This is a genomic window from Bacillus sp. BD59S, from assembly GCF_007363175.1.
GTDB classification, from domain to species: Bacteria; Bacillota; Bacilli; order Bacillales; family Bacillaceae_G; genus Bacillus_A; species Bacillus_A pacificus.
Genome location: NZ_CP034686.1, coordinates 4,255,278 through 4,268,856, shown reverse-complemented (window position 1 = coordinate 4,268,856; position 13,579 = coordinate 4,255,278). Strand labels below are relative to the sequence as shown.

Here is a 13,579-nt window from a genome sequence, read left to right as displayed (position 1 = left end):
AAGTAGTCGAATGATAAAATGAAAAGTTCTTATTGAAAATTCCTAGTAGCTTGTATCATTTTTTTCTCCCTCCCTTAATATATATAAAATTAGCAAGCCATATCGAGTGGATTTTCTAACGATAGGAAATGTAATTCTACTAAGAGTGAACTTTCACGCGGGACGGACTCTTATAGGATTTGTAACGTATAGATACAGTCCTTTAGAGCAGGGATAAAAGGGGGGACAAAAGTGATTGAAATTTGCTTCGAAGAAAAAAATGATGCTATGCATGTATATAGACAACTACTGAAAAGAGCGGAACTGTTATATAAGGAAACGAGTGTGTATTTACAGGAACAAAAAGTGGTGATTCACATACCAGTATGTGAATCAAATTATATTGAAAAGATTTTATTGCCAGTAATGGTATATTTCATTGTGAATGTGAAACAAAATGAGTGGATATATACAATCTTAAAAGAGAAGTTTTTTTATGAAGAAGAGGAAGAGTGTCATCAGATATTGCATATGGCACAAGAGATTTTAAAAGGAAGAAGAAAAGGAATTGCTCGTGAATTAACACGTCACACATTTGAATCATATATTAAATCCTCTTTAAATAACTGGCTTTGTGATCCACTTTCATTCTCGTTTTCATCATATGTTCGTTTTCGTCTTCGTACATATAGGGAAATGGTAGCTAAGCTTGCTGAAGTGGCGATTGATGAGTATAAGTTAGAACAAGAATATCAAATGTTTATTGAGACACTCCGGCAACAAGTTCGTAGCCGGAAATCACGTTTGTCATGTGTCCATCTTATTTTTGATGAAAGTTTTATTTTCTATGATGATAAAGGTAGACGTTTAAAACAAGAGAAATTGGTTCAATATATAGATGAAGACTTATTAAAACAAAAGGATGTATATATTGATACGAAAGTAATTGCACCACTTCTTTCTATTTCGCCGAAAAAAATTTATTTATATACGAAAGAACAAGATCATAATATGATTATTACTTTGCGAAATGTATTTCAAGAACGGGTACAATTACATGGATTACATGAGTTTGAGCGCAATGTGAAAAATTTAAAAAATAAAGGTAACGCCCTTGATTTTCTAAGTTTTTGAGCATATAATTACCTACATAAATGAAATATATTGAAATGTCATGATGAGGACATGAGTAGTTTTCTACGATTTTCAGAGAGGGAAGCCTTAGGGTGTGAGCTTCCTAGTACGGGATTATTACTTACCACCTCTAAACTTTAGCAGTGAACGGTTTTTCTAGTAATTGCTAACGGACAACACCGTTATGTTGAACTTGAGCAATTAACAATTATGTTAATTGGAACAAGGGTGGAACCACGAATTCAACACTCGTCCCTTTTTACGGGATGAGTGTTTTTTATTTTGAGAAAAAGAGGAGTGACCAGTGATGGCAGATGTAGTTAAAATTACTTTCCCTGATGGAGCTGTGAAGGAGTTTCCAAAAGGCGTAACAACTGAAGAAATCGCAGCTTCTATTAGCCCAGGCTTAAAGAAAAAAGCTGTGGCTGGAAAATTAAATGATGAGATGATCGATCTTGTTACACCAATCGAAGAAGATGGTGCAGTTTCTATCATTACATTAGATTCTGAAGATGGCTTATATATTTTACGCCACTCAACAGCTCACCTTTTAGCACAAGCGTTAAAACGTTTATATAAAGATGTTAAAGTTGAGCTTGGTATTGGTCCAGTAATTGAAAATGGCTTCTACTACGATATTGATATGGAAGAAGCAATTACAGTTGAAGACTTCAAGAAAATCGAAAAAGAAATGCAAAAAATTGTGAACGAGAACTTAGAAATCGTTCGTCATGAAGTGCCACGTGCAGAAGCAATTCGTCGCTTTGAAGAAATCGGCGATGAGTTAAAATTAGATTTAATTAACGATCTTCCAGAAGATGCAGTTATTTCAATCTATGAGCAAGGCGAATTCTTCGACCTTTGCCGTGGTGTTCACCTTCCATCTACAGGGAAAATTAAAGTATTTAAATTATTAAGCGTTGCGGGTGCTTACTGGCGCGGCGATAGCAATAATAAAATGCTACAACGTATTTACGGTACTGCATTTGTTAAGAAAGCAGAATTAGATGAGCACTTACGTATGCTTGAAGAAGCGAAAGAGCGCGATCACCGTAAATTAGGTAAAGAATTAAAACTATTTACTAATAGCCAAAAAGTAGGACAAGGTTTACCACTTTGGTTACCAAAGGGTGCAACAATCCGCCGTATTATCGAGCGTTACATCGTTGATAAAGAAGCAAGCTTAGGCTATGATCACGTATACACTCCAGTACTAGGAAGCAGAGAGCTTTATGAAACTTCTGGTCACTGGAACCACTACCGTGATGGTATGTTCCCATCAATGGAAATGGATAATGAAGAGTTAGTTCTTCGTCCAATGAACTGCCCTCACCACATGATGGTTTATAAAAACGATATTCACAGCTACCGTGAATTACCAATCCGTATTGCGGAACTTGGAACAATGCACCGCTATGAAATGTCAGGTGCGTTATCTGGATTACAGCGTGTACGCGGAATGACTTTAAACGATGCGCACATTTTCGTACGCCCAGATCAAATTAAAGAAGAGTTAAAACGTGTTGTAAACCTAACTCTAGAAGTGTACAAAGATTTCGGGTTAGAGAACTACTCATTCCGTCTATCTTATCGCGACCCAGCAGATACTAAAAAGTACTATGCTGATGATGAGATGTGGGAAAAAGCACAAGGTATGTTAAAAGAAGCTATGGATGAAATGGGTCTTGATTACTACGAAGCTGAAGGTGAAGCGGCATTCTACGGTCCGAAACTTGACGTTCAAGTTCGTACTGCTCTTGGAAAAGACGAAACACTTTCAACTGTACAATTAGACTTCTTACTTCCAGAACGCTTTGAACTATCTTACGTTGGTGAAGACGGTAAACAACATCGTCCAGTTGTAATTCACCGTGGTGTTGTATCTACTATGGAACGTTTCGTAGCCTTCTTAATTGAAGAATACAAAGGTGCATTCCCAACTTGGTTAGCTCCAGTTCAAGTACAAGTAATTCCAGTTTCTCCGCAAGTACATTTAGACTATGCGAAGAAAGTACAAGATGAATTACGCCGTGCTGGTATCCGTGTTGAATTAGATACTCGTGAAGAGAAAATTGGTTACAAAATCCGTGAAGCACAAATGCAAAAAATTCCGTACATGCTTGTAGTAGGTGACAATGAAGTAACTGAAAACGGCGTAAACGTACGTAAATACGGTGAACAAAAATCAGAAACAATCGCATTAGATGCTTTTGTTGATATGATTAAAGTAGAAGGAAAACGATAAGAAAAAGCCGCGGTATACCGCGGCTTTTCTATGTAATATGAGTAAGGGAAATTAGAAAAAAAAACCATGTAACACTTATCGTAAAAAAGTATTGCAAGTATGTTAGTTGTTTGTTACAATATTTCTTGTTGTTAGTAAAACACATCGCGTCTTCTTGACAGACGTCATGTCCTATGATAAACTCATCAAGGATAATAGAATATTGTTTTGTGGAACAAGTAGAAGCACCCGCTTCTCACCTGATGGACGCATTCGCAGTTTACAGGTAAATGTATTTCTTACTTAAGATTTTACAAGTGTGGGTGTCGTATGCCCGCACTTTTTTTGTCGGGTTCTATGACTACAAACTATGTTCTGAGAAAACCTTGGAGGTGGCTTACTATTAGCAAGGATATGATGATTAACGAGCAAATTCGTGCACGTGAAGTACGTTTAGTTGGCGCAAATGGCGATCAACTTGGAATCAAGTCTCGTAATGACGCTTTAGACTTAGCTGCAAATCTTAATCTTGATTTAGTATTAGTTGCTCCAAATGCGAAACCGCCAGTATGCCGCATTATGGACTACGGTAAATTCCGCTTTGAGCAACAGAAGAAAGAAAAAGAACAGCGCAAAAATCAAAAAGTAATTAGCATGAAAGAAGTTCGTTTAAGTCCAACAATTGATGAACACGACTTTAACACAAAACTTCGTAATGCTATCAAGTTTTTAGAGAAAGGCGACAAGGTTAAAGCGTCAATTCGCTTTAAAGGACGTGCCATTACTCATAAAGAAATCGGTCAACGTGTTTTAGATCGCTTCTCAGAAGCTTGTGCTGAAGTTAGTACAATCGAATCTAAGCCTAAAATGGAAGGACGCAGTATGTTCTTAGTTTTAGCACCGAAAAACGATAAGTAATAGATAGAGGAGGAAATACCTATGCCTAAACAAAAAACTCATCGCGGCGCTGCAAAGCGTTTCAAAAAGACTGGATCAGGTAAACTGAAACGTTCTCACGCTTACACAAGCCATTTATTCGCTAACAAATCTACAAAAGCTAAACGTAAACTACGTAAAGCTGGTGTAGTAAGCGCTGGTGACTTCAAACGCATTCGTCAAATGCTTGACAACTTAAAATAAGTTCGGCTGATATATAGAACAATTAGGAGGTAATATTATGCCAAGAGTAAAAGGTGGTACAGTTACTCGTCAACGTCGTAAAAAAGTAATTAAATTAGCAAAAGGTTACTACGGTTCAAAAAATACATTATTCAAGGTTGCTAACCAACAGGTTATGAAATCTCTAATGTATGCATTCCGTGACCGCCGTCAAAAGAAACGTGACTTCCGTAAATTATGGATTACACGTATCAATGCAGCAGCTCGTATGAATGGTCTTTCTTACAGCCGCTTAATGCACGGTCTTAAAAATGCTGGCATCGAAGTTAACCGCAAGATGCTTGCTGACTTAGCTGTTCATGACGAAAAAGCTTTCGCTGAATTAGCAACAGTTGCAAAAAACAACATTAACTAATTAATTAGTTGAAACCTTAGAAGAATTTTCTTCTAAGGTTTTTTGTTTGTATACAAAGAGCGCGATGTCGTTATCGATATGACAAAACCCATATAAAAGCTATAGCAATATAGAAGAATATACATATGAAGTCAGGAGAATCCTTCTGGCTTTTTTTTATTATGCCCCTTTGGAAAGAAGAGTATCTTTCCTAGGTGAAACGACACTGCTATAATGGAAAGATGATATGGAACTTTCATCAGATAAAATAACATTTTCATTAGTGGACAATACACAGATAATGAATATCTATCACCAATCGGAGTGAACAATCTAATCGTGATGATTGAAACGTATTTGTAAATTAAGGACAAGCTATTTTGTAAAGAGGTAAATGGCTTACTTATTAATAAGAAACGAAAAATAATAATGAACTTTGAAATGAAACAACATTGTTGCGTAAAATGCGATGTTGGAGGAGGACAATAGAGTGGACTTACTACAACTATTTAAATTACAAAAAGAATTAGATGACCGTATTGCGAAAGAACATGACTTACAACCGAAAAAGTTGTTAAAAGAAAAAATGTTAGCTCTTCTTGTAGAAATTGGAGAACTTGCAAATGAAACACGTTGTTTTAAATATTGGAGCAACAAACCAGCATCAGAACGTGAAGTAATATTAGAAGAATACGTCGATGGTTTGCATTTTATTTTATCAATCGGAATTGATTTAGGTATTGATAAAAACTTCCTATTCTATAAGTGTGCACAGACGAATAAAACACAAGTAGAAATTTTCTTAGACACATATGCGAAGGTAATTCGTTTTACAGATCAACCATCTATTACGAACTATATTGAATTATTTACAAGCTACCTTCGACTTGGACAAGCACTTGAGTTTGAACAAGAAGAGATTGAAAAGGCATATTTAGATAAAAATGAAGTAAATCATCAGCGTCAAACACAAGGATACTAAGTTAATTTTTGAATATTTCAATTTCCTTTTGTATAATGAAGTGACTGAAGAAAAAGGAGGGTGTTGGCAATGACAAAATTAGACGAGACATTGACAATGCTAAAAGAATTAACAGATGCACGTGGTATTGCGGGTAACGAGCGTGAACCACGTGAAGTAATGAAGAAATATATTGAGCCGTTTGCGGACGAACTTTCTACTGATAATTTAGGAAGTTTAGTTGCGAAAAAAGTAGGGGAAGAAAACGGCCCGAAAATTATGGTTGCAGGTCATTTAGATGAAGTTGGCTTTATGATTACGCAAATTGATGACAAAGGTTTCCTTCGTTTCCAAACAGTTGGTGGTTGGTGGTCACAAGTTATGCTTGCACAGCGCGTAACAATTGTAACGCGTAAAGGAGATGTAACAGGTGTTATCGGTTCAAAACCACCTCATATCTTACCTCCAGAAGCGCGTAAAAAGCCAGTTGACATTAAAGACATGTTCATTGATATTGGTGCTTCTAGCCAAGAAGAAGCAATGGAGTGGGGCGTACGACCAGGAGATCAAGTTGTACCTTATTTTGAATTCCAAGTGATGAAGAATGAAAAAATGTTACTTGCGAAAGCATGGGATAATCGAATTGGTTGTGCAATTGCAATTGACGTGTTAAAACAATTAAAAGATGAAAAGCATCCAAACGTTGTATATGGCGTCGGGACTGTACAAGAAGAAGTCGGTCTTCGTGGTGCAAAAACATCTGCAAACTATATTAAACCAGATATCGCGTTCGCAGTCGATGTTGGTATCGCTGGTGACACACCTGGTGTAACGTCAAAAGAAGCGCAAAGTAAAATGGGTGATGGACCACAGATTATTTTATATGATGCTTCTGTTATTGGTCATACAGGTTTACGTGACTTTGTAGTTGATGTTGCTGACGAATTGGAAATTCCATACCAATATGATTCAGTAGCGGGCGGCGGAACGGATGCAGGTGCAATTCATATTGCTGTAAATGGTATTCCGTCTATGGCCATTACGATTGCAACGCGTTACATTCATTCTCATGCGGCAATGTTACACCGTGATGACTATGAAAATGCAGTGAAGTTAATTGTAGAAGTTATTAAACGTCTTGATAAAGAGGCAGTACATAACATTACATTTAATTAATAGAAAAAGCGAAGGAGCCTCTCCTTCGCTTTTTTATGTTTTAAAAAGGCCGTTCTAATCCAGCTGCGGTATGAGCCCCTAAAATGATTAAACGAGTTAATTGCATAGCCATAAAATGTGGGGTATATATCATTCCTTTTTTTAGCCATGACATAATCATTCCAAGGTGAGCGCCAGTAACGTAACTAATAAGGATATCACGTGGAACCATTAGTTTTTCATCGTTAGGTTGTGAAATAGAGAGGCTTAATGTTAAATGTGTTTGAATTGCTTTCATCATTTTATACGTATAATTTCCGGCAGCTTTATCACCAAGCATAACGTTATAGAAGTTCGCATTTTCTGCAATATGTTCGAACAAGGCCAAAAAACTTGGATGTGGTGAATCAAATGTAAGTTGAAAATCTTCTTTATTTCTATTTTTCGGTTTAATGACTTCTGTTAACTTCTCTAACATTTCTTCAATGCTTTTGTCTAATAAGTCATATTTATCGTGATAATGGCTATAAAACGTAGCACGATTTACAGGAGCACGTTCTGCAATATGTTGAACAGTTACATTTTCAAACCCTTTTTCGCCTACTAAAGCGACAAAAGCATCCTGTATGAGTTGTCTCGTCCGTTTTACACGTGGATCATTTGTATTTTTAATAGACATTTTTACTTCCCCTCGTTTAATTTTCTATACTTAAACAACATATTGGTATTATATTGTTGTTTAAACGACATTTCATATGTAAATTGTCGGTTGTAGATTTAAAATAATTATTTATAATTATAAACGATAGTCCTTCAGAAATCAGCACCGCTCGCAGGTAGATAAATTTCGATTTACGCTGCAGATGGTGTGATTTTTTTGTTAAAAGGTTAATATAATTAACAATTAAACAATCTAAACAATAAGGACATAAATAGTTTAGAAAAAAATTATATGCGATATAAGGAGAGGAATGCAATGAATCAGTTTCGAAGAATGGTAATTATCAACATTATCACATTAATTGTACTAGTTGGTGGCGGTATTGGCGGTTACTACTATTACAACCAAACGGAAAATTACTTAAAAACAGACAATGCAAAAATTGATGGAAAGGTAATTCCGATCGCTTCACCAGTAGCAGGTAAATTAACGGACTGGAAAGCTGAAGTAGGTAAGAACTACAATGAGAACGACAAATTAGGTGCTGTTACTGTAGCGGCAGCAAATGGGGAACAAACAGTGGATGTAACAATTCCGCAAAATGCAACAGTTGTACAATCAAACGCAACGACAAATGCTTTCGTTGGAGCGGGTAGCCCAATTGCTTATGCATTTGATATGAACAATTTATGGGTAACAGCAAATATTGAAGAAACAGTAATTGATGATGTTCAAAAAGGTCAAACAGTAGATGTGTATGTAGATGCATACCCAGATACAACATTAACAGGTAAAGTAGAACAAGTTGGCTTAACAACAGCGAACACATTCTCAATGTTACCATCAAGTAACGCAACGGCGAACTATACGAAAGTAAAGCAAGTTGTACCAGTTAAAATTTCTTTAGATCATAGTAAATCAGTAAATATTGTTCCTGGAATGAATGTGTCAGTTCGTATTCATAAGTAAGGGGGAGATGAGATGTCCTCAATTGCAATTGTAGGATATGCACTATTTTGTATAATCGTCTTCTTCCTTGTAAATCGTCTTTTACGAAAGAAAAAAACGAACGTGGGAGAAGAACAAGTCCCAGCCGTAAGTAAAATAGAAGTAAGTAAGGTAGAAACAGAAGAGAAAGAAAATGAACAAAAGCAAGAAGTAGAAATTTCTAATGTGGTTGAGTTAGAAACAAGCAAGCAAGAAGAAGTAAAACAAGAAAAAGAAATGCCGAAAAAACAAACGTCTATGCCTATAGAGAATGTAAATGTAAAAGCAGTTGTAACAGTATTAATTCTCGGTATGTTCGTTTCTATTTTAAACCAAACAATTATTAACGTTGCATTGCCACCGTTAATGAATGAATTTAACGTATCAACTTCAACAGCACAATGGTTAATTACAGGATTCATGCTTGTAAATGGTATTTTAGTACCGATTAGTGCCTTTTTAGTTTCACGATTTACGTATCGTAAATTATTCGTAGCAGCAATGTTATTCTTTACTGTAGGATCTATCATTTGTGCTACATCAGGAAACTTTACAATGATGATGACAGGTCGTATTATTCAAGCGGTCGGTGCAGGTATTTTAATGCCGGTTGGTATGAATATCTTCATGACATTATTCCCGCCTCATAAGCGCGGAGCAGCGATGGGATTACTAGGTGTAGCGATGATTTTAGCTCCAGCTATCGGACCAACTGTAACAGGTTGGGTAATTGAAAACTACAGCTGGAACTTAATGTTCTATGCGATGTTTATTATCGGTTTAATTATTACCTTCCTATCTTTAAAATTCTTTACACTAGCTCAGCCAGTATCTAAAACGAAATTAGATGTATTTGGTGTGGTTAGTTCAAGTATTGGACTAGGAAGCTTATTGTACGGATTTAGTGAAGCTGGAAATAATAGTTGGACTAGTGCCGAAGTTGTTATTTCACTTATTATCGGTGTAATTGGTTTAGCATTATTTATTTGGAGAGAGTTAACAACAGACAATAAAATGCTTGATTTACAAGTATTTAAATATCCAGTATTTACTTTTACTTTAGTAATTAATGCAATCGTTACGATGGCATTATTCGGAGGTATGTTATTGCTTCCAGTATATCTGCAAAACATTCGTGGCTTCACGCCAATTGAATCAGGTTTATTATTACTTCCAGGTTCATTAATTATGGGAATCATGGGACCTATTGCAGGTAAACTATTTGATAAATATGGAATTCGTCCGTTAGCGATTGTTGGATTAGCTATTACAACGTTTGCCACATATGAATTTACAAAGTTATCAATGGATACGCCATATAGCGTTATTATGACGGACTATATTATACGTTCAATTGGTATGTCATTCATTATGATGCCAATTATGACAGCTGGTATGAATGCACTGCCGATGAAATTAATTTCTCACGGTACAGCAACGCAAAATACATCAAGACAAGTAGCTGGTTCAATCGGAACAGCGATTTTAATCACACTTATGACGCAACAAACAACTGCTCACGTAGCAGATTACGGCAACATGTTAACAACTTCAAATCCAATTTTAGTTGATAAAGTACATGGCATGGGGCAAAGCTTAGCGGCCTTAGCTGGATCAGCGCAAGCAGGAGATGCGATGAGTACACAGCTATTATATGGACAAATTTCAAAGCTATCTGCAATTAACGGTATTAACGATGCCTTCTTAATTGCAACGATACTCGCAGGGATTGCTTGGGTGTTATCATTCTTCTTACCATCAGGCAATAAACCAAATAGAAAAGCAGGGAATTAATTTCCCTGCTTTTTATTTTGGATATTATTAATAAATAAATGAGAAATAACGATCCGAATTATTGAAAAATGTTGAAGAAAGAGGAATTTGAAGTTGTTATAAAAGAGTAAAAAGAGAAATCGTGATGATATCTCTCTTTAACTTAAAAGTGCTACTATATTATTTATAATATGAAATAGTATGGTTGGAATGATGGAATTTGTTTTCCTGTATAAAAAAGCCATCATTAGCCCTGCGAAGAACGCACTCACCATTATCCCGAGTGAGTATGTATGGGCGGCTCCGAAAAATAAACTTGTCAAAATTGCAGCAATCCAGAATGGGAACCGTTCTGAGAAGAAGCGAAGCATAAAACCTCTGAAAATGAGTTCTTCAAAAATGGGTGTAAGTATTGCGGACCCGATAAGTAACAATATTTGATATTGGCTTAAAATATGTAAGTTTAACGCAGACGATTGTTCTTTTGATGCATCTGGAAATATGTGTTGTAATACGAATAAATTGAAAAGGATACTTAATGAAAAGATAATGAACAAGTATGCGTATGTACGACATTTTTTTAATACACTAAAGTCAAATGATGGTAATAATAATCTTTTGGCAGGCTCGTATTTAAATATAAAAAACAATAGAATAATCAGTTGTAGTGCAGTACCTGTCGTATCTATAATAGATTCGTATAAGGCGATTTGTGTTTTATCTGCAAATATACTTTTATACATTATTAGTGGGAGTATAAGGAATGCAGTTATAAAACCAGTGCCCCAAAATGCAAATAGAGTAGAGGGGATAAATTGTCCCCATGCCATGGATTGTTTTTGTTCGTGCGGAAGTTGTGTAGTAGGTTGCATATGTTTAAACCACCCCTTTATATTTATATATTTAACTATAAAGTATCTTATTTTCGGATGTAATATTTAAATATTACATATAAAGGTGTATTTTCCATAAAATAATAAAAGAGGTATCACCCTGTAGTGATGCCTCTTTCTCATTGATAACTATGTTCTGTCTTGTTATTCAATTTTGCTTGCTCTATTTGCAATTCACGCTCTACCAATCGATCTAATTGCTGAATTGCTTTAAGTGCTTTTTCATAAGAAATTGTTCGATAATGATGCGCTCCGCCTGGTTCTTCATCTGCTTCGTCTGCCCATTTAATAATATTTTGAAGAGACGTTCGTTCAATTTCTTGCTGTACTAAGAAAGAATCTGTATGAAGAAGAATTGCGATAGAAATTTCTTTTGCTAGTTTAGGGTGCTCTCCTAATCTAATAAGCAATTTATGAGCTCTTTCTGCTCCTTTAATTGCGTGTATATCATTCTTTTTATATAAATCATAGTCCCATTCGCCGCCTGTGTACCACGTATGATGTCCGATATCATGAAGGAAGCCAGCTTTTGTGGCAGCATCGACTGAGGCGTGATGCTTTTTGGCTAGGTGAAACGCATGGTAAGCGACAGCGATCGCGTGGACCATTCCAGAACGATTTACGTATTTTTGTGTAATATGGTGTTTAAAAACTTGTTCAAGCGTAATACGGTGCATAAAACATTCACTCCTTTTATCCCGCTTTAACGGGCAGTAAGATTCCTAATTCAAAATTCAGCGAATACGAGGAAGTTAGGTGAGGAATCAACTGCCCGTAAAAGCCCGATTGGTTCAACTAATAATTAGTGGGGATGAATACCCCTCCCCACTAATTAAAGTTTCACTTTATCTTATGGTGTATATGAAGAAAAATCGATCGGTTTAAATGTATTTTGAACATTGTACTCCATCATAGTTCGTTAGTAAAGTAGAAATGTTTAGGAGAAGAAAAATTTTTTCGCAAAAAAATCACCTTAGCTTATGCAAAGGTGATTTTCAAATTGCTTATTTTTTTAATCCTTGCTCTAGTGTTTCTAACATTTCGTGCTTTTCATTTTCATCGGCGTTTTTCCAAATGACTTCAAATAAAACACCAAGACCTGGAAGCATTTTTTCTTCACCGCTTTGAATTGCATCGACAATTGTTTCTTGTAATTGATCTTGTGTATTACCAGATACATTTGCTAATACAGCACCGCGTAAATTAAAACTCATTGTTTTCACCTCTTCTTCAGAATTGAAACTGACGTTAGTTTTTGTTCTTTTTTATGTAAATATGTATGAAAAATAGGCTATAATGATAAGACAAGAAGAGAGGGAAATACATATTATGAAAAACATTGATTCAGTACAAAATCCGCGTGTGAAGCAGTGGAAAAAGCTGCAGACGAAGAAAGAGCGCGATAAAAAAGGTTTATTTTTTGTAGAAGGATTCCATTTAGTGGAGGAAGCTTTAAAAGCAGGAGTTGTAACAGAACTTATCGTTTCAGATCAGACAGACCTTCCGAAAGATTGGACAGTTAATGATGTAGAAATGTATATCGTACCGGAAGCAATCGTAAAAGTACTTCGTGAAACAGAAACGACGCAAGGTGTATTTGCTGTTTGTGAGAAACACGAGAGTGAAGTAGCTCTTACTGATGGGAAGTTTCTTTTATTAGATGGCCTGCAAGACCCAGGTAACTTAGGGACAATTATTCGTACAGCTGATGCAGCTGGTATTCATGCCGTTGTGCTTGGAGAAGGTTGTGTTGATGCATATAATAGTAAAGTACTCCGCTCTACACAAGGTTCTATTTTCCACTTACCAATTGTAAAAGGAAACTTAGAAGAATGGGTAGACAAACTAAAAGAAAATAACGTTCCTGTATATGGAACAGCTCTTGAAAATGGAGTTCCGTACGGGGAAGTAACACCAGCTGGTAGCTTTGCATTAATTGTAGGAAATGAAGGAAACGGCGTACGCCAAGAAATTCTTGCAAAAACGGATCAAAACTTGTATATTCCGATTTACGGCGGGGCAGAATCATTAAATGTTGCAGTTGCAGCAGGGATTTTAACGTATTATTTGCAAAGCCCGGTTGCGAACAAATAAAAAACTTCTTATAATAAGTTGAAGTACATTATATTAAAAGTTAAATAACGAAAAACGTTGATAGAGAAGAGTAGCTTACAAAATCGCCATATAGGGAGAGAATGCCGTAGACTGAAAGCATTCTTATGGTAGACGGAAGTGAATTCACCTCTGGAGTTGACGCCAGGACCATGTATATGTAAAGGCGTTCCGGTCAGAATTGATC

The 13,579-nt window shown here is 36.0% G+C and carries 14 protein-coding genes and 3 other annotated features (1 of these 17 running past the window's edge); of the genes, 10 read left to right on the top strand and 4 right to left on the bottom strand.

Annotated elements, in window-relative coordinates; translation table 11 throughout:
- Positions 1 to 231 precede the first annotated feature (231 nt).
- From ytxC to EKQ63_RS24345, 7 genes are all read left to right on the top strand, one after another.
- A complete protein-coding gene (ytxC, locus tag EKQ63_RS24375) occupies positions 232 to 1,113 on the top strand; it encodes a putative sporulation protein YtxC (RefSeq protein ID WP_000569618.1) in 882 nt (293 codons plus the stop codon).
- A gap of 31 nt (positions 1,114 to 1,144) precedes the next feature.
- Positions 1,145 to 1,373 (top strand) — a binding site (T-box leader).
- Positions 1,374 to 1,420: 47 nt separating this feature from the next.
- The gene (thrS, locus tag EKQ63_RS24370; protein ID WP_000786083.1) at positions 1,421 to 3,358 is read left to right on the top strand and encodes a threonine--tRNA ligase; all 1,938 of its coding nucleotides are present in this window, start codon (positions 1,421 to 1,423) and stop codon (positions 3,356 to 3,358) included.
- A gap of 210 nt (positions 3,359 to 3,568) precedes the next feature.
- Positions 3,569 to 3,689: a sequence feature (ribosomal protein L20 leader region), on the top strand.
- 62 nt (positions 3,690 to 3,751) lie between these two features.
- Complete coding sequence (gene infC / locus EKQ63_RS24365) at positions 3,752 to 4,255, top strand: translation initiation factor IF-3 (protein ID WP_000973214.1); 504 nt, start codon at positions 3,752 to 3,754, stop codon at positions 4,253 to 4,255.
- A 21-nt stretch (positions 4,256 to 4,276) separates the two neighbouring features.
- Positions 4,277 to 4,477 carry a 50S ribosomal protein L35 gene (rpmI, locus tag EKQ63_RS24360; RefSeq protein WP_001125945.1) on the top strand — a complete coding sequence of 67 codons (201 nt, stop codon included), beginning with the start codon at positions 4,277 to 4,279 and terminating at the stop codon, positions 4,475 to 4,477.
- A 37-nt stretch (positions 4,478 to 4,514) separates the two neighbouring features.
- Positions 4,515 to 4,871 carry a 50S ribosomal protein L20 gene (rplT, locus tag EKQ63_RS24355; RefSeq protein ID WP_001138362.1) on the top strand — a complete coding sequence of 119 codons (357 nt, stop codon included), beginning with the start codon at positions 4,515 to 4,517 and terminating at the stop codon, positions 4,869 to 4,871.
- 469 nt (positions 4,872 to 5,340) lie between these two features.
- Positions 5,341 to 5,832 (top strand): dUTP diphosphatase, encoded by a 492-nt coding sequence (locus EKQ63_RS24350; RefSeq protein WP_000365050.1) that lies wholly within the window; start codon positions 5,341 to 5,343, stop codon positions 5,830 to 5,832.
- 69 nt (positions 5,833 to 5,901) lie between these two features.
- On the top strand, positions 5,902 to 6,987 hold the full coding sequence (locus tag EKQ63_RS24345; RefSeq protein ID WP_087954136.1) for a M42 family metallopeptidase: 1,086 nt from the start codon (positions 5,902 to 5,904) through the stop codon (positions 6,985 to 6,987).
- 40 nt (positions 6,988 to 7,027) lie between these two features.
- Here EKQ63_RS24345 and EKQ63_RS24340 read toward each other — a convergent pair whose 3' ends face one another.
- Positions 7,028 to 7,645, bottom strand: a complete 618-nt coding sequence (locus EKQ63_RS24340; protein WP_087954137.1) for a TetR/AcrR family transcriptional regulator — start codon at positions 7,643 to 7,645, stop codon at positions 7,028 to 7,030.
- Between the two features lie 297 nt (positions 7,646 to 7,942).
- Here EKQ63_RS24340 and EKQ63_RS24335 point away from each other — a divergent pair, with 297 nt between their 5' ends.
- A complete protein-coding gene (locus EKQ63_RS24335; protein WP_016086016.1) occupies positions 7,943 to 8,596 on the top strand; it encodes an HlyD family secretion protein in 654 nt (217 codons plus the stop codon).
- 12 nt (positions 8,597 to 8,608) lie between these two features.
- Positions 8,609 to 10,408: a DHA2 family efflux MFS transporter permease subunit gene (locus tag EKQ63_RS24330; RefSeq protein WP_087954138.1), complete on the top strand. Its 1,800-nt coding sequence runs from the start codon at positions 8,609 to 8,611 to the stop codon at positions 10,406 to 10,408.
- A gap of 137 nt (positions 10,409 to 10,545) precedes the next feature.
- On the opposite strand, the gene EKQ63_RS24325 is transcribed toward EKQ63_RS24330, so the two are convergent.
- From EKQ63_RS24325 to sspI, 3 genes are all read right to left on the bottom strand, one after another.
- Positions 10,546 to 11,259, bottom strand: coding sequence for a CPBP family intramembrane glutamic endopeptidase (locus EKQ63_RS24325; protein ID WP_087954139.1), 714 nt, complete (start codon positions 11,257 to 11,259; stop codon positions 10,546 to 10,548).
- A gap of 140 nt (positions 11,260 to 11,399) precedes the next feature.
- A complete protein-coding gene (locus EKQ63_RS24320) occupies positions 11,400 to 11,957 on the bottom strand; it encodes an HD domain-containing protein (RefSeq protein ID WP_087954140.1) in 558 nt (185 codons plus the stop codon).
- A 327-nt stretch (positions 11,958 to 12,284) separates the two neighbouring features.
- Positions 12,285 to 12,494: a small acid-soluble spore protein SspI gene (sspI, locus tag EKQ63_RS24315; RefSeq protein ID WP_000009513.1), complete on the bottom strand. Its 210-nt coding sequence runs from the start codon at positions 12,492 to 12,494 to the stop codon at positions 12,285 to 12,287.
- Between the two features lie 82 nt (positions 12,495 to 12,576).
- Here sspI and EKQ63_RS24310 point away from each other — a divergent pair, with 82 nt between their 5' ends.
- A complete protein-coding gene (locus tag EKQ63_RS24310) occupies positions 12,577 to 13,374 on the top strand; it encodes a TrmH family RNA methyltransferase (RefSeq protein WP_002037206.1) in 798 nt (265 codons plus the stop codon).
- A gap of 48 nt (positions 13,375 to 13,422) precedes the next feature.
- Positions 13,423 to 13,579 (top strand) — a binding site (T-box leader); it runs 72 nt beyond the window's last position.